Consider the following 25,522-nt stretch of genomic DNA (forward strand, 5'->3'; position numbering starts at 1 on the left):
GGGTGGAAACATCTCGCACGCCAGCCTACGAAAGGGAAACTCCCATGCCGCTCGCGATCGAGGCCGAGGGACTGGTCAAACGGTACCGGGAGACGACGGCCCTGCGGGACGTCGACCTCGCGGTGCCGGCCGGCACCGTCCACGGTGTCCTCGGCCCCAACGGGGCCGGGAAGACGACCGCCGTACGCATCCTCGCGACCCTGCTCACCCCGGACGCCGGCCGGGCCACGGTCGGCGGGTACGACCTGATCCGCGACCCGGTCGGGGTGCGCGGCGTGATCGGCCTGACGGGCCAGTACGCGGCGCTCGACGAGGAGCTCAGCGCCGTCGAGAACCTCACGCTCATCGGCCGGCTGCTGCGGCTGCCCGCCGCCGACGCCCGGTCCCGGGCCCGTGAGCTCCTCGCCGACTTCGGCCTCACCGAGGCGGAGGGCCGCCCGGTGAAGACGTACTCGGGCGGCATGCGCCGCCGCGCCGACCTCGCGGCCAGCCTGGTCGGCCGGCCTTCGGTGCTCTACCTGGACGAGCCGACCACCGGGCTCGACCCGCACAGCCGCAACGAGGTCTGGGACACCGTCCGGGGCCTCGTCGCGGGCGGGGTCACCGTCCTGCTCACCACGCAGTACCTCGAAGAGGCCGACCAGCTCGCCGACCGCATCACCGTCTTCAACCACGGCACGGTCGTCGCCGAGGGCCGCCCGGACGAACTCAAGCGGATGGCGGGCGGCCAGACCCTGGAGGTCAGGGCCACCCGGCGCGACCAGGTGGACACCGTCGCCGAGATCATGCTCGGCCTCACCGGTCAGCTGCCCGCCCGCGACGAGGACACCGGCCGTCTCACCGTGCCCGTCCAGGACCCGGTGATCCTGTCCGCCCTGGTCCACAAGCTCGAAGCGGCCGACGTGGCCTTCGACGAGCTCGGGCTGCGCCTGCCCACCATGGACGAGACGTTCCTCGCGATCACCAGCCCGGGCGGCGTACGGGCCCCCCTCACGGAAGAGAAGCTTCGATGACGACCCCCACCCGTGCGGCGCGCCGCCGCATCGGCCCGCTGGAAGCCGTCGGCAACGCGCTGTCCCTGGCCTCCCGGAACGTCACCAAGCTCAGGAAGAACCCTGACGCCCTGGTCGACGTGACGCTCCAGCCGCTGCTGATGCTGTTCATGTTCACGTTCCTGTTCAGCGGCGCCATCGCCGGGGGCGACCGCGACGGCTACCTCCAGCAACTCGTCCCGGGTCTGCTGGTGTTCAGCCCGCTGTTCGTCACCATCGGTACCGGTGTCGCGCTGTGCACGGACATCTCCAAGGGGTTCTTCGACCGCCTGCGCAGCCTCCCCATCGCCCGCTCCGCGCCGCTGGCGGGCATCGTGATCGGGGACGTGGCCCGCTACTTCCTGTCGGTCGCCGTGGTCCTCGGCGTGGGCACGCTGATGGGCTTCCGGATCCAGACCAATCCGCTCGCCGTGCTGTTGGCGGTCGTCCTCATGATCGCCTTCGGCCTGTCCGTGTGCTGGATGGCGATCCTGGCGGGCATCCTGGTCCGTACTCCGGCGGCCGTCCCCGGTGTCCTGATCGGCGCCGTCATGCCGCTCAGCTTCGGCAGCAACGTCTTCGCCCCGGCCGAAACCATGCCGGGCTGGCTGCAGGTCTGGGTGAACATCAACCCGGTCACCCTGATGACCGACGTCAACCGCTCGCTGCTGCTGGGCGAGGGCTCGCTGACGGGGCCGCTGCTGGGCGGTCTGGCCTGGATGGCCGGCTTCGTCGTGGTCTTCTTCCCGCTGTCGATGCGCGCGTACCGCCGCCGCCTGGGCAGGTAGCCAGGCGGCGGCCGCAGGCCGTGAGGACAGGGGCGGCAGCGGCCGGGGGGTCGCTGCCGCCCCGTTGCGCATCCCCGTCCGCGCTGTCCGCGCTCAGCGTTCCACGGGCAGGCCGGTCGGCTCCTTGATGCGCTTCATGATGATCTGAGAGTTGACCTCGGTGACCCCTTCGAGCGCCGTCAGCTTCTCGATCCACAGGCGTTCGTACGCGCGCAGGTCCGCGACGGCGATCCGTAGCAGGCAGCCGGGACTGCCGAAGAGGCGGTACGCCTCGACGACGTCGGGGATGTCCTGCAGGGCCGCCTCGAAGGCCTCGACCGCCTCGCGGTCGCGGCGCACCTCCACGGAGACGAGCACCTCGAAACCGCGGCCCACCGCCTCGGGGGAGATCACGGCGCGGTAGCCCTGGATCACCCCGTCCTGTTCCAGCTGCCGCACCCGGCGCATGCAGGGGGAGGGGGTCAGGCCCACGCGTTGGGCGAGCTCCTGGTTGCTGAGGCGGCCGTCCGCCTGGAGCTCACGCAAGATATCCCGGTCGATGGCATCCATTGCGCAATTATCACCCAGCCAGTGTGACAGGAGGGGCCAAAGAAGCAATCACATTGCGCGTAGATCTCTCTATGATTGCTGTCTCGCGCGCGTGTGCGAGTTCACCTGTACGGGTGACGAGGAATACGAGGAAAGGGCGGCCACGGCCATGGGACGGATCGTCGTCATCAGCACCGGCGGGACGATAGCCAGCCGCTGGCAGGGCTCGGGTTTCGCGGCGGACGCCGACGGCAGTGAGGTCGTCGCCACCGCGCCGCTGCCCGAGGGCATCACCGTCGAGCTCGTGGACCTGTTCAGCGTGAACAGCCCGCGGCTCACCACCGCCCACCAGCTCACCCTGCTGCGTACCGTGCACGAGGTGCTCGCCGATCCCGGCGTGGACGGCATCGTCGTCACGCACGGCACCGACACCCTCGAAGAGTCCGCGTTCCTCGTCGACCTGCACCACCACGACCCGCGCTCCGTGGTGTTCACGGGCTCGCAGCGGCCCATGGGCACCGCCGACGGCGACGGGCCGGAGAACCTCTACGACGCGCTGCTCACCGCCGACACCACGCGCGGGCTGGGCGTGCTGATCGCCTTCGCCGGCCGGGTGCACGCCGCCCGCGGCACGGTGAAGAGCCAGGCCGTGGCGCTGGACGCGTTCGCCGACCCCTCGAAGGAACTCCTCGGCAAGGTCGGCTTCGGCAAGGTCGCGATCCTGCGCACACCGCAGCGCCCCGCCCCGCTCCCGCTGCCCGCGATGCCCGAACTCCAGCCGCGCGTCGACGTGGTGGTGCACCACGCCGACGGCGACGCGGTGCTGCTGAACGCCGCCGTCGCGGCGGGCGCGCGGGGCATCGTCCTCGTCGGGACGGGCGCGGGCAACGCCACCCCCGAGATCGTGGACGCCGTCAGGGCCGCCATCGGGCGCGGCGTACTGGTCGCGCTCACCACGCGCGTGATGGCCGGGCCGGTCACCGAGATCTACACCCACGGCGGCGCCGTGGACCTGGTCGCGGCCGGAGCCGTACCGACGGGCACCCTGCGCGCGGGCCAGGCCCGCATCGCGGTGCTCTCCGCACTGCTCGCCTCCACCGACGGCGCGGAGCAGAACCGCATCCTGCGCGACACCCTCTCCTCCGAGGGCCCGGTCCTGATCGGCGCCTGAGGGCTGTCCCGCAGCGTTCCTCAGCGCGGTATGACCGGGGCGCCATAGGATCCGGTGCATCGGTCATCGCGCCACGGGGGGACGCATGGAACCCGGGACCATCGGCATCCGACTCGCCTCGGCGGCCATCGCCCCGCTCGTCAGGAAGCTCTTCGTCACCGAAGGCCCTGGCGCCGGTCTCGTCGACAAACCGGTCCGGATCTCGGGTCACGTGTCCTTCAGGGGCGAGAAGCGCTCGCTCACGCAATCCGATCTCCACGACCTGGCGGCCAAGTTGGTCAAACAGGCCCTCCGTACGGGCGAGCGCCCCATCCCCGCCGACGAACAGCAGGCGGTGGCCGAGGCCCTGGCCACCACCCTGCACGCGCTGGGCGACATCACACTGACCGATCTGGACGCGGTCCGGCTCGGCTCCGAAGCCCTCGCGCGGGAGCTGCGCCGGGTCAGCGGCCGGCCCGAAGCCCAACTGAGCGCCGACGCCACGTACTTCTACGAGCGGCTGCTCGAAGCCGCCTGCCTCCACATCCTCCACTTCTTCACGCAGCGCTCGACGTTCGTCGCCCACGCCCTCGTACAGCAGACGCGCGGGATCGCCGAGCTGACGGCCAAGGTCGACGAACTGATCCGCCGCGCGCCCCTGCCGGGCGCCGAGGACGCCGCCTTCGAGCAGGTGTACCTGCCGTACGTGGCCAAGAGGCACGGCAAGCTGACGATCTACGGGATCGACCTCAGCAACTCCCCGACGCGGTGGCCGCTGGACGCGGCGTACCTGAGCCTGGAAGCGACGTCGCAGTGGCGCGTGTCCCTCGACCACGTCGTCGAGGTTCCGGAACTGGCCGGCGCGGGGCTCGATCTCACCGCCTCCACCGATCCGCAGGCGGCGCGGACGGCGCGCCGCGTGTTCCGCCAGGCGTACCGCGACGCCTCGGGTCCGCAGCCCGCGGACCAGGCCCTGGCCAGCAGCCACCGTGTCCTGCTCCGGGGCGAGGCCGGCTCCGGCAAGAGCACGCTGGTCCAGTGGCTGGCCGTCACCGCCGCCCGCCAGGACCTCCCTGCGCAGATGGAGTACCTGTACGACCGCATCCCGTTCGTCCTGCCGCTGCGGACCCTGACGCGCCACGGCGAGCGGCTCCCGCTGCCCCAGGACTTCCTGGCCGCGGCGGGCTGTCCGCTCGGAGGTGCCCAGCCGGACGGCTGGGTGCACCGGGTCCTCGCCACCGGGCGGGGCCTGGTCCTCGTCGACGGCATCGACGAGATCCCCGACCGTGAGCGCGAGCGGACCCGCGGCTGGCTGCGGGACCTCATGGACACCTACGACGGTGACAACCGCTGGCTCGTCACCTCGCGCCCCTCCGCCGTGGGGGCGGACTGGCTCGCCGGGGACGACTTCACCGAGCTGACGCTGTCCGCGATGGGCCCCGCCGACATCGCTACGTTCATCGAGCGGTGGCACAAGGCGGCCCACGTCGGAACGGACGACGATGCCGTCCTCCAGGAGTACCAGGCCCAGCTCCTGGCGGCCGTGCGCACCAAACCCGATCTCGGCCGGCTCGCGACCAACCCCCTGATGTGCGGGCTGATCTGCGCTCTCCACCGGGACCGGCGGGGCTACCTCCCGCACGGCCGCAAGGACCTCTACGAGGCCGCCCTCTCGATGCTGCTGAGCCGCCGGGACCGCGAGCGCGACATGGCGGGCCCGGACCTCCGGGAGGAGCCTCAGCTCGACCTGCTCCAACGGCTCGCGTACTGGCTGATCAAGAACGGCCGTACGGAGATGGACCGTTCCCGCGCGGAGGACATCATCGCCCGCGCTCTGCCCTCGGTCCCGGAAGCGGCAGCTCTGGGTGAAGCGCGCGTCGTCTTCGCGCACTTCCTCCAGCGCAGCGGGCTCCTGCGGGAACCGACGCCCGGCACCGTGGACTTCGTCCACCGCACCTTCCAGGACTTCCTCGGTGCGCGGGCCGCCGTGGAGGAGGGCGACTTCGGCCTACTCGCCGGCCACGCCGCCGACGACCAGTGGGAAGACGTCATCCGGATGGCTGTCGCCCTCGCCCGGCCCGGCGAGCGCGTCACGATCATCCGTGACCTGCTCGCTCTGGGAGACCGTTCCCCCGACAAGCGCACCGAGGCCCGCGTGTACTTGCTCGCGGCCGCCTGCCTCGAACACGCCACCACGCTCGACCCGGAGGTACGCGCGGCCGTCGAGTCGCGCACCGGCACTCTCATCCCGCCGGGGAACGAGCAAGAGGCACGCGCCTTGTCCGAAGCCGGTCCGCTCATCCTGGGCCTGCTCCCCGGCCCGGAGAACCTTGATCAGGTCGACGCCTACTACGTGGTGATCGCGGCCTCCCACGTGACGTCGGACGCTGCCATCTCCTTCCTCGCGCAGTTCGCCAAGCACCCCTCCCTGCCGGTCCGTTCCCAGCTCGTGTGGGCGTGGTCACGGTTCGAAAGTGCCCGATACGCTGAGGAGGTCATCGCACAGCTGGACCCGGCCGATCTCCTCTACACGGTGCAGTCCGACGAACAGCTCAGTCATCTGGACCGCCTCGGACTCCGGCCGACCCGCCTGGACATCAGGAACGACGTGTCACCGGACCACCTGGCGACGTACATCGGCCGGTACAGCCTCACCGAGATCACGTACTCGAACGACACCGCGCCCGACCTGGGCTTCCTGGCGGGGCAGTCCGCCCTGGAATTCCTCGGCATCGGCCACTGCCCGGGCCTGACGGACCTGGACGGGATCGAGGGCCTGCCGATCCGGTATCTGGACATCACCGGCGCCCGACCCGATCTCGACCTGCGCAAGGTCTCTCAGCTCTCCCAGTTGGAATCCCTGAACGTCCGCGGTCCTTCCGGCATGAGCTGGTCCGCCGAGGCTCTGCCCACGGGCGCACCTCTTGAGTGGCTGACCGTGGACGGTGAAGTGAGTCCCGTGAACGGGCTCAAGGGGATCGGAGTGCTCTGCGGTCTCCGGCGCCTGGTGCTCAACGCCGAGTCCGGTCCCGGCTCGGAAGCCGACTGGCATGAGATCCGCGCCCTCGGCTCCCTCGAGTACCTGACCGTCTCCGCCACGTCGTTCGATGCCCTTCCGGCGGGAGCGGTGCTGCCGGACGTCAGCACTCTGATCCTCGTCGGGGGCGGCGGGGAACGAGTTCTGCAAGCGGCCGTCCACCGACTGCCCGCGGCCTTCACCGGACTGGAAGACTGCCGGCTCATCGCGGACGTCGCGACGGAGGGCGACACCGGCATTGACGTCGCACCATTGGCCGGACTGGCCCGGCTTCAGCAGGTCTACATCGCATCGGGCGGAGTCCCGATCCGCGGCGCCGACCTGCTCCCGCCGTCGGTGGATCTGCACATCGAGTGACCGGGCGGCACCCGGGGGTGCCGCCCGTCCCGCCGTCAGTTCCCGAACGCCGCCAGGATCCGGTCCGCCGCCGAGGTCGGGGTGACCGAGCCCGCGCGGACCGATTCCTCCAGGCCCGGTGCGAGCTCCCGTACCGCCGGGTCCGAACGCAGCCGTTCCAGCAGCTCCTCGCGGACCATCGACCAGGTCCACTCCACCTGCTGGGACGCCCGCTTCGCCGTCAGCCGGCCGCCCGCCTCCAGCAGGGTGCGGTGCTGTTCGAGACGGTTCCACACCTCGTCCAGGCCCGCCGACTCGCGGGCGCTGCACGTCAGGACCGGCGGGGTCCACGCCGCGTCGGCCGGGTGCATCAGGCGCAGCGCGCCCGACAGTTCACGGGCGGCCGCCTTCGCGTCCCGCTCGTGCGGGCCGTCCGCCTTGTTGACCGCCAGGACGTCCGCCAGCTCCAGGACGCCCTTCTTGATGCCCTGCAGCTGGTCGCCCGTACGGGCCAGGGAGAGCAGCAGGAAGGAGTCGACCATCCCCGCCACCGTGGTCTCCGACTGGCCCACGCCGACCGTCTCGACGAGGACCACGTCGTAGCCCGCCGCCTCCATCACGATCATCGACTCGCGGGTGGCCTTCGCGACCCCGCCCAGCGTCCCCGCCGAGGGCGACGGTCGGACGAAGGCCGCCGGGTCGACCGACAGCCGCTCCATCCGCGTCTTGTCGCCGAGGATGGAGCCGCCCGTGCGCTTCGACGACGGGTCGACCGCGAGGACCGCGACCTTGTGGCCGAGCCCCGTCAGCATCGTGCCGAACGCGTCGATGAAGGTGGACTTGCCCACCCCCGGCACCCCGCTGATGCCGATCCGCCGGGCCCGGCCCGCGTGCGGCAGCAGTTCCGTCAACAGCCCCTGCGCCAGCACCCGGTGAGCGGGCAGAGTGGACTCGACGAGCGTGATCGCGCGCGCGATGAACGCGCGCTTCCCGTCGAGCACCCCCTTCGCGTATGCCTCGATGTCGATCTTCGGCACCGGCCGCCGCCTACAGCTCGTGGCCCAGATCCGCGGCCAGCCGCGTCACCAGGTCGTGGGCGGCGTCCGGGATCACCGTTCCGGGCGGGAACACCGCCGTGGCGCCCATCTCCAGCAGCGTGGGGACATCGGCCGGCGGGATGACCCCGCCCACGACGATCATGATGTCCTCGCGGCCCTCCTCCGCCAACTGCTCGCGCAGCGCCGGTACGAGGGTCAGGTGGCCGGCCGCCAGCGACGAGACGCCCACCACGTGGACGTCCGCCTCGACGGCCTGGCGGGCCACCTCCGCCGGGGTCTGGAACAGCGGGCCGACGTCCACGTCGAAGCCCAGGTCGGCGAAGGCGGTCGCGATCACCTTCTGGCCGCGGTCGTGGCCGTCCTGGCCCATCTTGGCGACGAGGATGCGCGGACGGCGGCCCTCGGCCTCCTCGAACCGGTCGACCAGGGCGCGGGTGCGCTCCACGGAGGGGGACTCGCCTGCTTCGGTGCGGTACACACCCGAGATCGTACGGATCTGGCTCGCGTGCCGCCCGTACACCTTCTCCAGTGCGTCCGAGATCTCACCCACCGTCGCCTTGGCGCGCGCCGCGTCCACCGCCAGGGCGAGCAGGTTGCCGTCGCCGCGCTCGGCCGCGTTCGTCAGCGCCCGCAGGGTGTCCTGCGTGACGGCCTCGTCGCGCTCCTCGCGCAGCCGCCGCAGCTTGGCGATCTGCTGCGAGCGCACCGACGAGTTGTCGACCTTCAGTACGTCGATCGCCTCGTCGTTCTCGACGCGGTACTTGTTCACGCCGATCACCGGCTGCCGACCCGAGTCGATCCGCGCCTGCGTACGCGCCGCGGCCTCCTCGACGCGCAGCTTCGGGATGCCCGCGTCGATGGCCTGCGCCATGCCGCCGGCCGCCTCGACCTCCTCGATGTGCTGCCAGGCACGCCGGGCGAGGTCGTACGTCAGCTTCTCGACGTACGCGCTGCCGCCCCACGGGTCGATCGACCGGCACGTCCCCGACTCCTGCTGGAGCAGCAGCTGGGTGTTGCGGGCGATGCGCGCCGAGAAGTCCGTCGGCAGCGCGAGCGCCTCGTCGAGGGCGTTGGTGTGCAGCGACTGGGTGTGGCCCTGGGTCGCCGCCATCGCCTCGATGCACGTACGCGTCACGTTGTTGAAGACGTCCTGCGCGGTCAGCGACCAGCCCGAGGTCTGCGAATGCGTGCGCAGCGACAGCGACTTGGCGTTCTTCGGGTCGAACTGCTTGACCAGGCGCGCCCACAGCAGGCGGGCGGCGCGCAGCTTCGCGACCTCCATGAAGAAGTTCATGCCGATCGCCCAGAAGAACGACAGGCGCGGCGCGAACGCGTCCACGTCCAGCCCGACGGCCTGACCGGCGCGCAGGTACTCCACACCGTCGGCGAGGGTGTACGCCAGCTCCAGGTCGGCCGTGGCCCCGGCCTCCTGGATGTGGTAGCCGGAGATGGAGATCGAGTTGTACCGCGGCATCTTCTGCGAGGTGAACGCGAAGATGTCGGAGATGATCCGCATCGAGGGCTTGGGAGGATAGATGTAGGTGTTGCGGACCATGAACTCCTTGAGGATGTCGTTCTGGATGGTCCCGGCGAGCTTGTCGGCGGAGACGCCCTGCTCCTCCGCCGCCACGATGTACAGGGCGAGAACGGGCAGCACCGCGCCGTTCATCGTCATCGACACCGACATCTTGTCCAGCGGGATCCCGTCGAAGAGCTGCCGCATGTCATAGATCGAGTCGATGGCCACGCCCGCCATGCCGACGTCGCCCGTCACGCGCGGGTGGTCGCTGTCGTAGCCGCGGTGCGTCGGCAGGTCGAAGGCCACCGACAGGCCCTTCTGGCCGGACGCCAGGTTGCGCCGGTAGAAGGCGTTCGACTCCTCGGCCGTGGAGAAGCCGGCGTACTGCCGGATCGTCCAGGGCTGGTTGACGTACATCGTCGGGTACGGGCCGCGCAGGTACGGGGCCACGCCCGGGTACGTCTGGAGGAAGTCCAGACCCTCCAGGTCCCGGCCCGTGTACAGCGGCTTGACGCCGATGCCCTCGGGGGTCTCCCACAGCAGGTCGGAGGCGGCGGTGCCGGTGGACTCCTTCACCGCGGAGCGCCAGTTGTCCTCGGACACCCCGGCGGCGGCGGTCGGGTCGAGCGCCAGCTCGGAGAAATCGGGGATGCTCAAGACGGCACTCCCATCCGGTCGAGTACGGAGGACAGCACGGCGACGGCGTCACAGCCGGCGAACACGTACTCGTCCACGGAAGCCTCTGCGGTACCCGGCTTGCCCGCGAGGAACACGGTCGTGGCGCCCGCCGCGCGCAGCGCCTCGGACACCGCCGCGGCCTGCTCCTCGTACAGCGCGTCGCTGGAGCACAGCACGGCCATGCCGTCGGCGCCGCTCGCGGCATAGGCCGCGGCGGCCGTCGCCGGGTCCACGGAGACCGGATCGTGCACGGGCTCGATGCCGCCCGCCTGGAAGAGGTTCGAGGCGAAAGTGCCGCGCGCGGTGTGCGCGGCCGCCGGACCCAGCGCGGCCAGGAAGATCCTGGGCCGGGCGCCGGTCGCCGCGAGGTGCGCGTCGCTGCGGGCGCGCAGGGCCTCGTACGCCTCGTCGCGCCGTACGCGCGGCAGTCCGCCGGTGGGTCCGGCGGGCGCGGGCTCGCGTACGACCGGCTTCTCCGAGAGCAGCGGGAACTCGCTGACACCCGTAATCGGTTCGCGGCGCTTGGCCAGCTTCTTCGAGCGCTCGGCCCAGGTGGCGGCGAGCCGTTCGGCGACCAGCCCGGAGCGCAGGGCGGCGGCCTGGCCGCCCGCCTTCTCCAAGGTCTGGAAGAACTCCCAGGCGGCGTGGGCGAGTTCGTCGGTGAGCCGCTCGACGTAGTACGAGCCGCCGGCCGGGTCGATCACGCGGGCCAGGTGCGACTCCTCCAGCAGGATCGTGGAGGTGTTGCGGGCGATCCGGCGCGCGAAGGCGTCCGGCAGGCCGAGCTCGTTGTCGAAGGGGAGCACGGTGACCGAGTCCGCGCCGCCCACGCCCGCGGCCATGCAGGCCACGGTGGTGCGCAGCATGTTCACCCACGGGTCGCGGCGGGTCATCATCACCGGCGAGGTCACCGCGTGCTGGAGCTGGGCGCCCGCCTCCGGGGCCCCCGAGGCCTCGGCGACACGGGCCCACAGGCGGCGCGCTGCGCGCAGCTTGGCGATCGTGAGGAACTGGTCGGCCGTGGCCGCGTAGCGGAACTCCAGCTGGCCGAGGGCCGTCGCGGTGCTCAGGCCGGCCCCGGTGAGGGCACGCAGGTAGGCGACACCGGTGGCCAGGGAGAGGCCCAGCTCCTCGGCGACGCTGCCGCCGGCCTCGTGGTACGGCAGGGCGTCCACGGTCAGGGCGCGCACCCCGGGATAGCCGGAGGCGGCTTCCCGGGCCAGGGACACGGCGTCGGCCATGTCGAGCGCTTCGCCCGTACGGGCCTCGTGGCCCAGGGGGTCGGCGCCGAGGCTCGCCCGTACCGCCGCCGGCTGCGTCCCGCGCTCGGCGCACAGGGCGAGGAACGCTCGCGCGGCCTGCGCGTATTCGGCTCCGGAGTCCAGGGAGACCGGGGCGAGGTCCAGGTAGACCCCGTCCAGGGCCCGGGCGAGGCCGTCGACGGGGATGCCGCCGGGGCCGACGGTCAGCCAGAGCGAGGTGACCCCGTTCTCCAGGTCGGCGAGGACCGCCTCGTTCAGGCGTGCCGGATCGGTGCCCGCGAGGCGCTGGCGCACGTCCCAGCCGTTCGCGGTGGTGCCTTCCGGCCTGCCGCCCCGTACGAAGGGGGCGAAGCCGGGGAAACCGGTGTCGGGAGCCGTCCCGTCGGGCGGCGCGGTGTACAGCGGGCGGGTGGTGAGCCCGTCCTCGAGTGGGGTGGACAACGCTTCTTCAGCGGCCTCGCCGGAGGCTTCCTTGCCCGACTTGCGCAGTACGCCCTCTACAAGGCGCTGCCACTGCTCATGCGTCGCGTCAGGGAACTCGGCGGCCAGGGAGAGCCCGTCGTCAGGCAGGACCGTCATGGCTCGAATGTAGGGGAGGGCGCTCAGGTGGCACCATACCGGCGGGTGTGATCTCGCCCTCTCACAGCGTGCCGAACGGATCCTGGAAAACCCGGCTGAGCAGCACCGTTGCCGCCGCCTCCGGGAGCACGGCCGGGCCCGCGTGCGGTACGACGATCCGCGCGGGGTCGTCGCCGACGTGCGAGAACTCCGTCGCGGCGCCCCGGATCTCCTCCAGATACCCCTCGTGCAGGACGCTCGACAGCTCGGTCACGACCATGATCGCGGGATTGAAGACATCCAACAGAAGAGCCGCCGCGCGGCCCACGGCGCGGGCGCGCTCGCGCAGCAGCCGGTCGGCCCGCGGGTCGCCGGTGGCGGCCGCGTCCACCAGCATGCCGACGGACGGGTCCGGCACGATGCCCCGGCGGACCGCCTCGGCGCCCAGCACGGTGTCGGAGGCGGTCGCCTCCAGGCAGCCGGTACGTCCGCACGCGCAGCGCGTCCGCGACCCGGGCACCGGCAGGTGGGCCACGTCGCCCGCGGCCGAGCCCGGGCCCTGGTGCACGGTCCCCTCGATGCCGAAGGCGGCGTCGACGACGTTGCCGATGAACAGGTGCACCAGGCTGCGGCGGGCCTCCGGGCGGCCGAACAGGATCTCGGCCCGTGCGACGGCCCGGGCGTGGTTGTCGACCCGCACCGGGAGTCCGACGGCGGCGGACAGCTCGGCACCGAGGGGCTTCTGCCGCCAGCGCAGCACGGGGTGGTGCACGACGACGCCCTCGTCGGGGCGGATCCACCCGCCGAGGGCTGCGCCGACGCCCAGTCGCGGGCGTCCGGTGTCGGACTCGGCCAGGAACCGGGCCAGTTCGGCGGCGATGTCGGCGGCGAGGCCGGCCGGGGAGCGGCCCTCGTGGGAGAAGGCCCGCCGGGCCAGGAGCCGGCCGCGCAGGTCGACGAGGCTGAAGGTCGAGGCGGGTACGCCGATGTGCAGCCCGGCGGCGACGGGTCCGCCGACGGCCCCGGTGTGCAGGTCCAGCGGGATCCGCGGGCGGCCCACTCCGTCGGCGGGGCCGGGCAGCTCGCGCAGCAGGCCGCTGCGGAGCAGACCGGTGGTCTGCCGGGAGACCGCGGCGGGGCTGAGCCCGCAGAGGCGGACGATGCCGCTGCGGGCCACGGGCCCGTGCTCCAGGACTGTCCGCAGCACGGTGGCGGCATTGGCGGCCGCCCGGCCGTCACCGGTCATACGCGTCACACGGTCTCCTCGGGGGCGGGGTGCGTCCTGCGATCATGACGGAGGCCCGTGTGGGGGCTTGGCGGGGTCGGGGTCGGTGCCGGGGTGGTGTGTCGGCCGGGACTGCATGATTTATGGCGCCCTGGCCCTGGCTTCGGCCCTTACGGGCCTGGCCACGCCACACATCACGTTACGTCCCGGCCCACACCCCACCCCGTCCCCGCCCCCGACCAACCCGTCGGGTCGACCCCGTTGGCATCGTGGGGTTCGGCCAGTCCCACTGGCGATTGAGGATCTGGGCGAGCGCGTGGCGGCCGCGTTGCGGGGCCGTGAAATCCGGCCACGGTTTTCGGCCGCCGGGAGCGGGGTGGCGTACCCCTCTCGGTGTGGGGAAAGGCCAGGTCGCAGCGGGTGTACGGGGGCAGTGCGAGGGGTCTGGGGGTGGCCCGTCCCGGGGGTTGACCGGTGGCGGGGGCGCTGACACGCTCCGAGCCATGTCCGCGAACGAACTCCTCGTCCCGCGGCTCCACACCACCGGCCCGTGTACCGCGCCGGGTGAGTGTCCGGGCCGCTGTCCGGCCCCGCGCCGCGCCTGAGCCCGGCTGCTCCGAAGGGCCCGGCGTCACGCCTGGCGGCCCCGCCGCCCGATGCGTCCGTGGCAGCCCGCTCGCCCGCCCCGCCCCGCCCCGGCACGTCGTGTCGCGCCTGCGTTCCCGCGCCACCTCCTGCCCGCCGGGCTGCCCCGTACCCCTATTTCTTCCGCTGCGGAAATAAACCAGGGAGTTCCCATGGCCACTGCAATCACCTCCGTCACCGTCACGAAGATCGGCGGCCGCATCGGCGCCGAGATCGGCGGCGTACGGCTCGGCGGCGACCTGCCCGCCGCCACCGTCGCCGAGATCCGCGCCGCGCTCCTCGCCCACAAGGCCGTCTTCTTCCGCGGCCAAGGCCACCTCGACGAAGCCGGCCACGAGGCCTTCGCCCAGCTGCTCGGCGCGCCCGTCGCGCACCCCACCGTCCCCTCGGCCGACGGCCGTTACGCCCTCGGCATCGACTCCCACCACGGCGCCCGCGCCAACCAGTGGCACACCGACGTCACCTTCGTCCCCGCCTACCCGGCCTTCTCCATCCTCCGGGCCGTCACCATCCCCCCGTACGGCGGCAACACCCTGTGGGCCAACACCGCCACCGCCTACAGCAACCTTCCCGAGCCGCTCCGGGCGCTCGCCGACAGCCTGCGCGCCGTCCACTCCAACGAGTACGACTACGCCGCCCTCAAGCCGGACGCCCTGCCCGAGGCGCTGGCCCAGTACCGCGAGGTGTTCACCTCCACCAAGTTCCTCACCGAGCACCCGGTGGTCCGGGTCCACCCCGAGACCGGCGAACGCACCCTGCTGCTCGGCAACTTCGTCCAGCGCATCAACGGCCTCACCGGCCGCGACTCCCGCATCCTCCAGGACCTCTTCCAGGCCCACATCGAGAGCCCCGAGAACACCGTCCGCTGGCAGTGGCGGGCCGGGGACGTCGCCATCTGGGACAACCGCGCCACCCAGCACTACGGCGTGGACGACTCCGACGACCACGAGCGCACCCTGCGCCGCGTCACCGTCGACGGGGACGTCCCGGTCGGACCCGACGGCGAGCCCTCCCGGCTGATCAGCCCCGAGGCCGTCCCGGACCCCGCCTTCGGCATCGCCTCCGGCGCTTCGGCCACCTGACCGTCCCGCTCCCCGTACGACACCCAAGGAGCCCCCGTGCCCCAGCTGCTCGCCCTCACCGGCAGCCCGTCCCTCCACTCCCGTACCGAGGTCGTCGCCGAGCACGTGCTGCGCCGCCTCTCCCACTCCGGGTTCGAGACCGCGCACCTCGCCGTCCGCGACCTCCCCGCCGCCGACCTGCTCTCCGCCCGGCGCGGCGAGCCGGAGATCCGCCGGGCACTCGAAGCCGTCGCCGAGGCGGACGGCATCGTCATCGCGACCCCGGTCTACAAGGCCTCGTACACCGGTCTACTCAAGGCCTTCCTCGACCTGCTGCCGCAGGACGGCCTGGCCGGGAAGACGCTTCTGCCGCTGGCCACCGGCGGCAGCCTCGCCCACGTCCTGACCATCGACTACGCCCTGCGCCCCGTGCTCGCCGCCCTCGGCGCCCGGCACGTCACCGCCGGCCGGTTCGTCCTCGACTCCTCCGTCGAGCGGGGCCACGGCCCCGACCGGCTGCGTCCCGAGGCGGAGCTGGACCTCTTCCAGGCCGTCGACGAGTTCGCCGACGCCCTGCGCGCCGCGCACCCCAGCGCGCTCACCGCCACCCCGTAACGACCCGGCCCCCGCACCGACAAGGATCCGCCATGCCCGCAGCCTTCACCTCGACCTCCACCTCCCGGCGCCAGTTCCTGACCCTGCTCGGCATCTCGGCGGCCGCGGTGAGCTGCGGCACGGCCACCGCCGGCGGCTCCGGCTCCGGCTCGCAGATCAAGACCCTGAAGTACCAGGGCGCCGTCGGCGCGGTCACTCTCCCCGAACTCGCCGCGGACCTCGGCTATTTCGAGGACGTCACACTCGAATGGGTCGGCAACACCATCAGCGGCCCGCAGGACATCCAGTCCGCCGCCACCGGCCAGACCCACTTCGGCAGCGCCTTCAACGGCGCGGTCATCAAGCTCGCCGCCGGCAACGCCCCGATCAAGGCCGTCATCTCCTCCTACGGCTCCGACCAGTACTCCTACGGCGGCTACTTCGTCCTGGAGGACAGCCCGATCCGCTCCGCCCGCGACCTGATCGGCAAAAAGGTCGGGATGAACACCCTGGGCGCCCACTACCAGGCCCTGCTCGACCTCTACCTGAGCCGCAACGGCCTGTCCAAGGCGGACGCGGCCAAGGTCGAGGCCCTGGTGGTGCCGCCCGTCAACACCGAACAGTCGCTGCGCCAGAAGCAGATCGAGGTCGGAGTGCTCACCGGGATCCTCCGCGACAAGGCCCTCGCGAACGGCGGCATCCGCCCGCTGTTCACCGATGTCGAGCTGCTCGGACCCTTCAGCGCCGGCACCTACATCATGACCGAGCGCTTCATCAAGCAGAACCCGGACACCGTACGGACCTTCACGACCGGCGTGGCCAAGGCCATCGAATGGTCCCGCACCACCCCGCGCGAGGAGGCCGTCGCGCGCATGACGGAGATCGTCAAGAAGCGCGGGCGCAACGAGGACACCGCCGCACTGCAGTACTGGCGCTCGTTCGGGATCGCCGAGACGGGCGGCCGGATACCCGACCAGTCCTTCCAGCTCTGGATCGACTGGCTCGGCGAGCGCGGCGACATCAAGAAGGGCCAGTTCAAGCCGTCCGACCTCTACACCAACGAGTTCAACGGCTACGGAAAGGGCTGACCGGACATGGCGAAGATCGTTTTCGAGGGAGTGGGCAAGACCTTCCCGGCCAGGAACAAGGGCCGGGGCAAGGAGGGGTTCACCGCCCTCGACGGCATCGACCTGGAGATAGGGGCGGGGGAGTTCGTGGTCGTCGTGGGCCCCAGCGGCTGCGGCAAATCGACCCTCCTGGACCTGCTCGGCGGCCTGTCCCGGCCGACGGCCGGGCGGATCCTGCTCGACGGCGAGCCCGTCACCGGTCCCGGCCTGGACCGGGGCATCGTCTTCCAGCAGTACGCGCTGCTCCCGTGGCGCACGGCACTGGGCAACGTCGCATTCGGCCTGGAGGCCACCGGCGTACCGAGGCGTCAACGAGCGGACCGCGCCCGGGAGTTCCTGGACCTCGTCGGACTCGCCGGCTTCGAGGACCGGCACCCGCACGAGCTGTCCGGCGGCATGCGCCAGCGCGTGGCGATCGCCCGCTCGCTGGCCTACGACCCGGACGTGCTGCTGATGGACGAGCCGTTCGCCGCGCTCGACGCGCAGACCCGCGAGTCCCTCCAGGACGAGCTGCGCCGCATCTGGCAGCGCACCGGCAAGACCGTCGTCTTCATCACCCACGGCATCGAGGAGGCCGTCTACCTCGGCCAGAAGGTGGCCGTCATGACCTCCCGCCCGGGACGGGTCAAGGAGGTCGTCCCCGTCACCTTCGGCGAGCGCGGGCCCGGCCTGCAGGGCGAGGACCTGCGCTCCAGCCCGGAGTTCGCCCGCTACCGCCACGAGATCTGGACCCTGCTCCACGACGAGGTGGCCCGTGCTCAGCAACTGGAGAAGGAGGAGGCCACCGTATGACCACGAACGCCAGCCCCGCCGCCACCGCCCTGGCCGGGCAGGAGGAGGACGCCCGCGGCCCGGCTGCGCCGGAGGCTCCCGCCACCGGGCCGGACGCCCGTCCGGTGCCCCAGACCACCCGGCCCCCGGCCACCGCCGATGCGGTACGGGATCCCGCGTCACCCGCGCTCCCCGGCGCCGGGCGGAGCGCCGGCCGAGCCACGGCGAAAGCCCCGGCCCCGGCGGGAGCGCCGGCCAAAGCTTCGGCCCCCGTCCGGCAGACCTCCAGGGCACTGGCGCGGTGGCTGCGCGCCCTCGCCCTGCGGTCCGCGGCCGTCCTGGCCCTGCTCGCCGTCTGGGAGACGGCACCCCGGTTCGGCCTGGTCGACGCCACCTTCCTGCCACCGGTCAGCCAGGTCGCCGTGGCCTGGTGGGAACTCCTGGGCAACGGCCAGCTCGGCACGCACGTCTCGGCCAGCCTCGTCCGTTCCTTCGGCGGCTTCGGGATCGCCGTCGCCGTCGCCGTCCCGCTCGGCCTGCTCATCGGCTGGTACCGGCCGGTCGCCACGCTGCTCGGCCCGCTGCTGGAGGTGTTCCGCAACACCGCCGCGCTCGCCCTGCTGCCGGTCTTCGTACTCCTGCTCGGCATCGGGGAGACGTCGAAGGTCTCGATCGTCGTCTACGCCTGCGTGTGGCCGATCCTGCTGAACACCATCAGCGCGGTCGGGAACGCCGACCCCACCCTCGTCAGACTGGCCCGCTCGATGGACCTGTCCACGCCCAGGCTCTTCCAGAAGGTGATCCTGCCGGCCTCGGTCCCGGCCGTCTTCACCGGGATCCGCCTCGCCGGAGCCGTCTCCATCCTCGTCCTCGTGGCCGCCGAGATGATCGGCGCGAAGGCGGGCCTCGGCTACCTGATCAACGCCTCGCAGTTCAACTTCGCGATCCCGCAGATGTACGCGGGCATCGTCACCATCTCCGCCATCGGCGTGGCCTTCAACCAGCTGCTGGTCGCGGTCGAACGCCGCCTCAGCGTCTGGCGCGTCCCCGCCTGACCGCTCCGGCTCAGGCCCCCGGCCCCCGCCCCGGCTCAGGCCCCGACGCCGCCCCCCGACACCGAACACAAGGAACAGCCATGACCGCGACCCGGACCCTGCACCTCAACGCCTTCCTCATGAACGCCGGACACCACGACGCCGCCTGGCGCCATCCGGACAGCACCCCCGAACGCGTCACCGACCTGCGGTACTTCCAGGAACTGGCCCGCACCGCCGAGCGCGGACGGCTCGACTCGATCTTCTTCGCCGACGGGGTCGCCCTCTGGGGCAAGGCCCGCTACAACGCCGTCGGCGGGTTCGAGCCGCTCACCCTGCTCTCCGCGATCGCCGCCGTCACCGAGCACATCGGGCTGATCGCCACCGTCTCCACCACCTTCAACGAACCCTTCCACACGGCCCGGAAGTTCGCCTCCCTCGACCACATCAGCGGCGGCCGCGCCGGCTGGAACATCGTCACCTCCGGAAGCGTCGACGAGGCCCGCAACTTCAACCGCGACGAGCACCTGGAGCACAGCCTCCGCTACGACCGGGCCCGCGAGTTCCTCGACGTCGCCACCAAGCTCTGGGACAGCTGGGAGGACGACGCGATCGTCCTCGACAAGGAGCGCGGCATCTACGCCGACACCGGCAAGCTCCACCCGGCCGCTCACCGCGGCGAGTACTTCGGCGTGGCCGGCCCGCTCAACGTGCCCCGCTCCCCGCAGGGCCACCCGCTCCTGGTGCAGGCGGGCTCCTCCGAGGACGGCAAGGAGTTCGCCGCCCAGTACGCCGAGGCAGTCTTCACCGCCCAGCAGACCCTCGCCGACGGCCAGACCTTCTACAAGGACCTCAAGTCCCGCCTGGCGAAGTACGGCCGCACCGAGAGCGACCTGCTCGTCCTGCCCGGCATCGCGCCCGTCATCGGCTCCACCGAGGCCGAGGCCAAAGCCCTGGAGCAGCAGCTCACCGACCTCCAGGTGCCGGAGTACGGCCTCGCCCAGCTCTCCCAGATGCTCGGCGTCGACCTCACCGGCCACCCCCTCGACGGCACGCTGCCCGAGCTCCCGGAGGAGCGGGACATCAACGGAAACAAGAGCCGATTCACCCTCGTCGCCGAACTCGCGCGCCGCGACGGCCTCACCCTGCGCGAGCTGATCGCCCGCCTCGGCGCCGGCCGTGGCCACCGGGTCTTCGCCGGCACCCCCGAGCAGATCGCCGACCAGCTGGAGGAGTGGTTCACGCACGGAGCCGCCGACGGCTTCAACATCATGGCGCCCGTCCTGCCCACCGGCCTGACCGACTTCGTCGACCACGTGGTGCCGATCCTCCAGCGGCGCGGGCTCTTCCGCACCGAGTACACCGGCCGCACCCTCCGCGAGAACTACGGCCTGCCGCGCCCGGCCAACCGCTACACCGGTACGCAGCCCGTCACCGCGTGAGCGCGGGGGCGGGAGCGGGGGAGGGGGCGGTCCGCGAGGGGCCGCCCCCTTCTCGTGCGGTCAGAGCTTCCGCGCGTCGGAGGGGCAGGCCGTCAGGCCGTCATACCGTCAGGACGATCTTGCCGAGGGTGCGGCCGGCGGCGCTCAGTTCCGCGTGCTCCACGTTGACGGTGAGGCGCCCGCTGTCGGCCAGCTCCGCCAGGAAGGTCAGGTCGGCGGTGTCCGGCCGTACCCACAGCTGGTGGGCGCCCTTGGCCGCGGCCTCGTAGTCGGCGATGGAGACCACCCGGTCGCGCTGCCTGACGAGCGACTGGAGGATTTCGATGACGTCGTCCCCGTAGAAGTCGAGGGCCGCGTCGACGCCTTCGGGCGCCAGCTCGCGGATGCGGTCGGCCATGCCGTCCCCGTACAGCACGGGCTCGGCGCCGAGCGAGCGCAGGTAGTCGTGGTTGTGCGCGCCCGCCGTGCCGATGACCCGCAGGCCGAGGGCGACGGCGATCTGCACGCCGAAGGAGCCGGTGCCGCCCGCCGCGGAGGCGATGGCCTTCATGATCGCCGCCAACCGGGTGTAGTGGCCCGCTATTCCCGGGCCCGGCCGGGCCGGACTCAGGCGGGCAGGGTGTTGCGGTGCGAACGCCGCCTGGCAGCGCTGAAGAGGGCCTGGATCTGGGCGCCCGACTGATCCACGTCGTCCAGCGGCGAGGGGAAGGGCAGCCGTACGTCGCGGTGGCCGCGCCGCTCCTCCAGCCGCAGGGTGATCCCGTACCGGTCCATCGCGACCGGCAGCGCGCGGAGCAGGGCGGCGGTGGGCAGCGGATCGACCAGGCGCAGCAGCAGGGTGACGAGGTCGGCGTGGTCGTCGAGCAGGTGCGTGAGCATGCCCGCCTCGTACGGGGCCAGCGGGTCGGGGCGGGCCTCGTCCAGCTCGTGGAGTCCGACGTACGAGAAGCCGTCCGCGGTCTCCAGGACGGCCTGGCCGAACTCCACGCAGGTGGAGCCGGTGTTCTCGTCCGATCCGCGCGGGCTGTTCGGGTAGTCCGAGTAAGGGGTGAGCAGGCGGCCCAGGACGGTCACCCGGGCCCGCACCCGGTCGCGCGCGGGCGTGGGGGTGACGTCGGTGAACTCCAGCCGGATCGCGGGCCGGAGCTCGGCGTCGCCGCCCGGCTCGGCGGGGTGCAGGTGCAGCCGGCCCATCGGGTCCGTGCCGTCGAGGTGGCGGACCTCGGTGCGCAGTCCGTCGGTGACCACGGTCATGGAGTGGGCGGCGGCCAGGATCGACCGGACCCGCGCGGCATCGGTGGGACGGGCGGCGGGGTGGGCGGGGACACCGGAGATGCGCATCTGGATCTTCTCCATCATCGCGACTGAGTTAGGTATGCCTAACCTAACCTATTCGGCTCGCGGGGAGCAGCCGGTCTGGTTCGTGTCGGTGTTGGGCTGAACGGGTGAAACGCGAGAGGATAGGGGGATGCACATGAAGCGCGCGGCCGAGGCGGCCCGGTGAGCAGGTACGACGTCACCGATGAACAGTGGGAGGGGCTCGCGCAGGTGGTCCCCCTGCGCAGTCGCAACGAATGGCCCTCCCGGGTGGACCACCGCACCATCCCCACGGCGCCCGGCGCGTCGGCGGCGGAGCAGCGGCGCTTCGTGGTGATCCGGGTTCAGATCTTCGCGGACGCGCGGGAGGTGGCGGAGTATCTGATCGCGCAGATCCCGGTGCTGCTCGACCTCACCGGCGCGGACAGCGAAGTGGCCAAGCGGATCCTGGACTTCAGCAGTGGTGTCGTCTTCGGGCTCGGCAGCGGAATGCACCGGGTCGACCGGAACGTCTTCCTGCTGGCGCCCGTCGGGACCGAGGTCGAGGGGATCGCGGCCGCCGCCGTCCCCCGATCGTAGGAAGGTCGCCGCGACGGAACGGTTCGCCGGGTCCACGGGGGGTCCGGCGGCCCGTACCGTCCCGCGCATGGACGCCCCCCTGGACGCGCCGGCGGGCCTCGCCCCCGCCGCGGTCGCGTTAGCCGACGCCGCCGTTCCCGACGAGCCCGCCGTTCCCGACGAGCCCGCCGTCGCCGGAGTTCCCGCCTCTCCCGCCACTCCCGCCGTTCCCGCACAGGCGGGCCGCGCCCAGCCGCGGCCCGTGGTCACCGAGTTGCGGCTCTCCGCCTTCGGGCCGCACCGCGGTGCGGCCTTCCGGCTCGGGCCCGTCACCGTCTTCGCCGGACCGAGCGGCAGCGGCAAGTCCCAGGCGCTGGCCGCCTACGAGGCCCTCGCCGCGCTGGGTTCCGGGGCCACCCTGGAGGAGGCCTTCCCCGACCCCGGTGCCCGGATCCCCGACCTGGCCGTCCCCGACGCCGAGCGGCGGCGCGGCTTCCGTGTCGGCTGCACGGTCGACGGGCCCGCCGGTCCGGTCCGGCTCGACCTCGCCGTCCAGGCGGAGCCCACCGTGCGCATCGTCGGCGAACGGCTCTCGCAGGACGGGCGGATCCTGCTCGCCACCGCCCTGCGCGACCCCGGTCGGCGCACCGTACAGGCCGCGTGGCTGACCGGCGGCGCCATCGGTGTCACCCGGGCCCCGCTGCCCGACGACCGGCTCGGTACCGCCCTGCTCCCGCTCCGCGTGGCCGGCGCCACGGCCGGCCAGCGCCAGGTGCTGGCCGCCGCCGAGCAGGTCGTGGTGGCACTGCGCTCGGTGTTCCCCTGCGACCCCCGCCCCGAGCGGATGCGCGCCCCCGTCCCGCCGGGGGAGGGCAGGCTGCTGGGCGACTGCGCCAACCTGGCCGACGTGCTGCGCCGCACCCGCCACGAATGCGGCACCCGGCACGCGCTGCTCGCCGAAGCGGCCCGCACCGGCTGCGCGGGACCGGTCGCCGGGCTGGACGTACGGGCGCCCGCGGGCGGCCCCGTCACGGCGGTGCTCGACCGCGGCCCCGCCCGGCCCGCCACCGAACTGGCCCGCCTGGGCGCGGGCGAACTGCGTTTCCTCGCGCTGGCGCTGGTCCTGCTGACCGGGCCCGGGGTGCTCGCCATGGACCCGGCCGCCGAGCTGCTGTCCGCGCGGCAGGCACTGACGGTGCTGGCCGACGGGTTCGACCGGGGCCTGGACCGGGCCCAGAGCGCCGAACTGCTCCGGCTGGCCCTGCTGGCCTGCGGACGCGGCCACATCCGGCTGGCGGCGGCGGTGGGGGAGGAGACCGCGGCGGCCGCCCGCCGCCTCCCCGGGGTCACGGTGGTAGACCTGACCCCATGAGCGACACGCATGACACGGACGGCGCGGGCGAGAGCCCCGAGACGTCCGGCGACAGGCTGGACGGACTCCGGCGCAGGCTCGTCGACTTCGCGGCGGCGCGCGGCTGGGAGCCGTACCACACGCCCAAGAACCTGGCGGTGGCGCTGAGCGTGGAGGCCTCGGAACTGGTCGAGATCTTCCAGTGGCTGACGCCGGAACAGTCGGCGAAGGTCATGGAGAAGCCGGAAACGGCTCACCGCGTGGCCGACGAGGTGGCCGACGTGCTGGCGTATCTGCTGCAATTCTGTGAGGTCCTCGGGGTGGATGTGCTGGATGCGCTCGCCGCGAAGATCGAGAGGAACGAGCTCCGCTTCCCGGTACCGGGCGGTCCGACGGCAGATCGTCACTCTTCGGAGTGATGGACTCCATCACAATCACATTTGTGTCCACTATTTTCCGAATACCCCTGGCTTTACTGGCCCATTGCCCTCACTCTGGGTAGTGGTGAGGAACGGTGGGATGTCGTGCGGACGGGGGACGGCATATGGATGCGGTACGGCTCATCGCGGCCGGCCGGCACGCGCTGGCACAGAGTGGGGCTGCGTGGGACATCGTGGGCGAGGCCTGGCAGGCCCAGGCGCTCGCGCAGGGTGTAGGAGGCTATCTGGCGGTTACCGGACCGCCGGAGATGAGAGCGGAGGCACGGGGACTGGGGGAAGCGGGCAGCAGAGGCTGCGGCGGAGAGGGCAGCGCGCCCGACTATCCGCCGCGGGCCGCGCAGTTGACGCAGGTGTCGGATGTCCGCCAAGCGCTGCTCGGACTCCAGGCGCTGCTGGGTGAAGTGGGCATAGCCCTGGTCGGGGTCGCCTGCGGGACGGATGACGAGACCCTGTACTGGCAGTGCATAGAGTCGATCGACGCGGCTGACGAGTCGAGCGACCGGGTACGGGCGATCCTGCGCCGCATGGCGGTCCGTGAGCGGGGGTCCGCCTCGGGAGTTGCCTGAGCGCGGCGGCACGAGTGGGGTCCCGTCGCGCGCGACGGGACCCCACGGTCAGGACGACCGGTCGGAGGGGCGCCCGCTCCCGGGGGCACCGCTGCCGGGGGTGCGGTCCGTGGAGGACTGGAGGTCGGCGTCGAGCTGCGAGAGGTCGGCGTTCAGTGCCGCCATCAGCTCTTCCATCTGCTGCAGCAGTCCCTTCGGCGCGCCGCCTTGGGCGGCCGAGGCGGAGTCCTGGCACGCATCGTCGTGTGCTGCCTGTCCGGTCTGTCGGCGGGTCTCCGGCACGGCCTCGTGGGACATGGCGGCCTCCTCGGCCCTGGCCCTTCCGCAGTGGAAGGGGCGGTGGACGCACCGGCGAAGGGCCGCCGGCGCGCGGGCCGGGCGGTCCGGCTCCGTCCGAGCAAACGATCTCCTTCAGGGCTGGTCACTGGCCGGGCAGGGGCGGACACGTCCGGTTGACGCGATTTACCCGGCGAGGGGCGGTACGGGCGGGGACGGAGGGCAGGATGGAGGGCATGGACCTCCGCATTTTCACCGAGCCCCAGCAGGGTGCGAGCTACGAGACCCTCCTGACCGTCGCCAAGGCCACCGAGGACCTCGGCTTCGACGCCTTCTTCCGCTCCGACCACTATCTGAAGATGGGCTCGGCCGACGGCCTGCCCGGACCCACCGACGCGTGGATCACCCTCGCGGGCCTGGCCCGCGAGACCAAGCGGATCCGCCTGGGCACGCTGATGACGGCCGGGACCTTCCGGCTGCCCGGTGTGCTCGCCATCCAGGTGGCCCAGGTCGACCAGATGTCCGGTGGCCGGGTCGAACTGGGCCTGGGCGCAGGCTGGTTCGAGGAGGAGCACAAGGCGTACGGGATCCCCTTCCCGGCGGACCGGATGTCCCGGCTGGAGGAGCAGCTGGAGATCGTCACCGGTCTGTGGGCCACCGAGGTGGGAGCCGCCTTCGACTACGCGGGCACCCACTACCAGGTGGAGAAGTCGCCCGCGCTCCCCAAGCCCGCCCAGGCCAAGGTGCCCGTCCTCATCGGCGGTCACGGTGCCCGGCGTACCCCGCGGCTCGCCGCGCGGTACGCGGACGAGTTCAACATGCCCTTCGCATCGGTCTCCGACAGCGAGCGGCAGTTCGGGCGGGTCCGGGAGGCCGCGGAGGCGGCCGGGCGGGGGCCCGACGGCCTCGTCTACTCCAACGCGCTCGTGGTCTGCGTCGGCAAGGACGACGCCGAAGTGGCCCGCCGGGCCGCCGCCATCGGCCGCGACGTGGCCGAGCTCAAGGCCAACGGCCTCGCGGGCTCCCCGGCCGAGGTCGTGGAGAAGATCGGGGCCTACGGCGCCATCGGCTCCTCCCGCGTCTACCTCCAGCTCCTCGACCTCGACGACCTGGACCACCTGGAGCTGATCTCCGCCCAGGTGCTTCCCCAGCTCGGCTGATACAAGGACC

22 protein-coding genes and 1 pseudogene are annotated in these 25,522 nt (G+C 72.3%); 15 read left to right on the plus strand and 8 right to left on the minus strand.

What is annotated here, in order from left to right:
- Positions 1-44 precede the first annotated feature (44 nt).
- Both OG429_RS28760 and OG429_RS28765 read left to right on the plus strand, forming a co-directional pair.
- Positions 45-1,013, plus strand: coding sequence for an ATP-binding cassette domain-containing protein (locus OG429_RS28760; RefSeq protein ID WP_328928141.1), 969 nt, complete (start codon positions 45-47; stop codon positions 1,011-1,013).
- Positions 1,010-1,819, plus strand: coding sequence for an ABC transporter permease (locus OG429_RS28765; RefSeq protein ID WP_328928142.1), 810 nt, complete (start codon positions 1,010-1,012; stop codon positions 1,817-1,819). The genes OG429_RS28760 and OG429_RS28765 overlap by 4 nt, the downstream gene beginning before the upstream one ends.
- A gap of 93 nt (positions 1,820-1,912) precedes the next feature.
- Here OG429_RS28765 and OG429_RS28770 read toward each other — a convergent pair whose 3' ends face one another.
- Positions 1,913-2,368 (minus strand): Lrp/AsnC family transcriptional regulator, encoded by a 456-nt coding sequence (locus OG429_RS28770; protein ID WP_328928143.1) that lies wholly within the window; start codon positions 2,366-2,368, stop codon positions 1,913-1,915.
- Positions 2,369-2,516: 148 nt separating this feature from the next.
- On the opposite strand from OG429_RS28770, the gene OG429_RS28775 reads away from it, so the two are divergent.
- Both OG429_RS28775 and OG429_RS28780 read left to right on the plus strand, forming a co-directional pair.
- A complete protein-coding gene (locus tag OG429_RS28775; RefSeq protein ID WP_328930459.1) occupies positions 2,517-3,518 on the plus strand; it encodes an asparaginase in 1,002 nt (333 codons plus the stop codon).
- 85 nt (positions 3,519-3,603) lie between these two features.
- On the plus strand, positions 3,604-6,891 hold the full coding sequence (locus OG429_RS28780) for an NACHT domain-containing protein (RefSeq protein ID WP_328928144.1): 3,288 nt from the start codon (positions 3,604-3,606) through the stop codon (positions 6,889-6,891).
- Positions 6,892-6,926: 35 nt separating this feature from the next.
- Here OG429_RS28780 and meaB read toward each other — a convergent pair whose 3' ends face one another.
- The 4 genes from meaB to OG429_RS28800 form a co-directional block, all read right to left on the minus strand.
- A complete protein-coding gene (meaB, locus tag OG429_RS28785; RefSeq protein ID WP_328928145.1) occupies positions 6,927-7,907 on the minus strand; it encodes a methylmalonyl Co-A mutase-associated GTPase MeaB in 981 nt (326 codons plus the stop codon).
- A gap of 10 nt (positions 7,908-7,917) precedes the next feature.
- Positions 7,918-10,104, minus strand: coding sequence for a methylmalonyl-CoA mutase (gene scpA, locus OG429_RS28790; RefSeq protein ID WP_328928146.1), 2,187 nt, complete (start codon positions 10,102-10,104; stop codon positions 7,918-7,920).
- Positions 10,101-11,966: a methylmalonyl-CoA mutase family protein gene (locus OG429_RS28795; RefSeq protein WP_328928147.1), complete on the minus strand. Its 1,866-nt coding sequence runs from the start codon at positions 11,964-11,966 to the stop codon at positions 10,101-10,103. Before OG429_RS28795 ends, scpA begins: the two co-directional genes overlap by 4 nt.
- Positions 11,967-12,027: 61 nt before the next feature.
- Entirely contained in the window at positions 12,028-13,191 is a 1,164-nt protein-coding gene (locus OG429_RS28800) for an ROK family transcriptional regulator (RefSeq protein ID WP_328930460.1), read from the minus strand.
- 776 nt (positions 13,192-13,967) lie between these two features.
- Here OG429_RS28800 and OG429_RS28805 point away from each other — a divergent pair.
- The 6 genes from OG429_RS28805 (at position 13,968) to OG429_RS28830 (ending at position 19,844) form a co-directional block, all read left to right on the plus strand.
- Positions 13,968-14,897 (plus strand): TauD/TfdA dioxygenase family protein, encoded by a 930-nt coding sequence (locus OG429_RS28805; protein ID WP_328928148.1) that lies wholly within the window; start codon positions 13,968-13,970, stop codon positions 14,895-14,897.
- Positions 14,898-14,933: 36 nt separating this feature from the next.
- Entirely contained in the window at positions 14,934-15,491 is a 558-nt protein-coding gene (gene ssuE / locus OG429_RS28810; RefSeq protein WP_328928149.1) for an NADPH-dependent FMN reductase, read from the plus strand.
- A gap of 32 nt (positions 15,492-15,523) precedes the next feature.
- A complete protein-coding gene (locus OG429_RS28815; protein ID WP_328928150.1) occupies positions 15,524-16,558 on the plus strand; it encodes an ABC transporter substrate-binding protein in 1,035 nt (344 codons plus the stop codon).
- 6 nt (positions 16,559-16,564) lie between these two features.
- Positions 16,565-17,389, plus strand: a complete 825-nt coding sequence (locus OG429_RS28820) for an ABC transporter ATP-binding protein (RefSeq protein ID WP_328928151.1) — start codon at positions 16,565-16,567, stop codon at positions 17,387-17,389.
- The gene (locus tag OG429_RS28825; RefSeq protein WP_328928152.1) at positions 17,386-18,423 is read left to right on the plus strand and encodes an ABC transporter permease; all 1,038 of its coding nucleotides are present in this window, start codon (positions 17,386-17,388) and stop codon (positions 18,421-18,423) included. The genes OG429_RS28820 and OG429_RS28825 overlap by 4 nt, the downstream gene beginning before the upstream one ends.
- A gap of 80 nt (positions 18,424-18,503) precedes the next feature.
- Complete coding sequence (locus tag OG429_RS28830) at positions 18,504-19,844, plus strand: LLM class flavin-dependent oxidoreductase (RefSeq protein ID WP_328928153.1); 1,341 nt, start codon at positions 18,504-18,506, stop codon at positions 19,842-19,844.
- Positions 19,845-19,944: 100 nt separating this feature from the next.
- Here OG429_RS28830 and OG429_RS28835 read toward each other — a convergent pair.
- Positions 19,945-20,385 (minus strand): annotated as a pseudogene (locus tag OG429_RS28835) (zinc-binding dehydrogenase); the annotation flags it as partial.
- 65 nt (positions 20,386-20,450) lie between these two features.
- Entirely contained in the window at positions 20,451-21,203 is a 753-nt protein-coding gene (locus OG429_RS28840) for a DUF2470 domain-containing protein (RefSeq protein ID WP_405678074.1), read from the minus strand.
- Positions 21,204-21,344: 141 nt separating this feature from the next.
- Here OG429_RS28840 and OG429_RS28845 point away from each other — a divergent pair, with 141 nt between their 5' ends.
- From OG429_RS28845 to OG429_RS28860, 4 genes are all read left to right on the plus strand, one after another.
- Positions 21,345-21,740, plus strand: a complete 396-nt coding sequence (locus tag OG429_RS28845; protein ID WP_030012729.1) for a cell division protein SepF — start codon at positions 21,345-21,347, stop codon at positions 21,738-21,740.
- A gap of 67 nt (positions 21,741-21,807) precedes the next feature.
- A complete protein-coding gene (locus OG429_RS28850; RefSeq protein WP_328928154.1) occupies positions 21,808-23,091 on the plus strand; it encodes an ATP-binding protein in 1,284 nt (427 codons plus the stop codon).
- Positions 23,088-23,489 carry a nucleotide pyrophosphohydrolase gene (locus tag OG429_RS28855; protein WP_328928155.1) on the plus strand — a complete coding sequence of 134 codons (402 nt, stop codon included), beginning with the start codon at positions 23,088-23,090 and terminating at the stop codon, positions 23,487-23,489. The genes OG429_RS28850 and OG429_RS28855 overlap by 4 nt, the downstream gene beginning before the upstream one ends.
- A gap of 125 nt (positions 23,490-23,614) precedes the next feature.
- A complete protein-coding gene (locus OG429_RS28860; RefSeq protein WP_328928156.1) occupies positions 23,615-24,076 on the plus strand; it encodes a DUF6099 family protein in 462 nt (153 codons plus the stop codon).
- A 48-nt stretch (positions 24,077-24,124) separates the two neighbouring features.
- Here the strand turns inward: OG429_RS28860 and OG429_RS28865 are convergent, their stop codons facing one another.
- Complete coding sequence (locus OG429_RS28865) at positions 24,125-24,373, minus strand: hypothetical protein (protein WP_328930569.1); 249 nt, start codon at positions 24,371-24,373, stop codon at positions 24,125-24,127.
- 215 nt (positions 24,374-24,588) lie between these two features.
- Here OG429_RS28865 and OG429_RS28870 point away from each other — a divergent pair, with 215 nt between their 5' ends.
- Positions 24,589-25,512, plus strand: coding sequence for an LLM class F420-dependent oxidoreductase (locus OG429_RS28870; RefSeq protein ID WP_328928157.1), 924 nt, complete (start codon positions 24,589-24,591; stop codon positions 25,510-25,512).
- Positions 25,513-25,522: the final 10 nt, after the last annotated feature.

This window comes from Streptomyces sp. NBC_00190, from assembly GCF_036203305.1.
Taxonomy (GTDB): domain Bacteria; phylum Actinomycetota; class Actinomycetes; order Streptomycetales; family Streptomycetaceae; genus Streptomyces.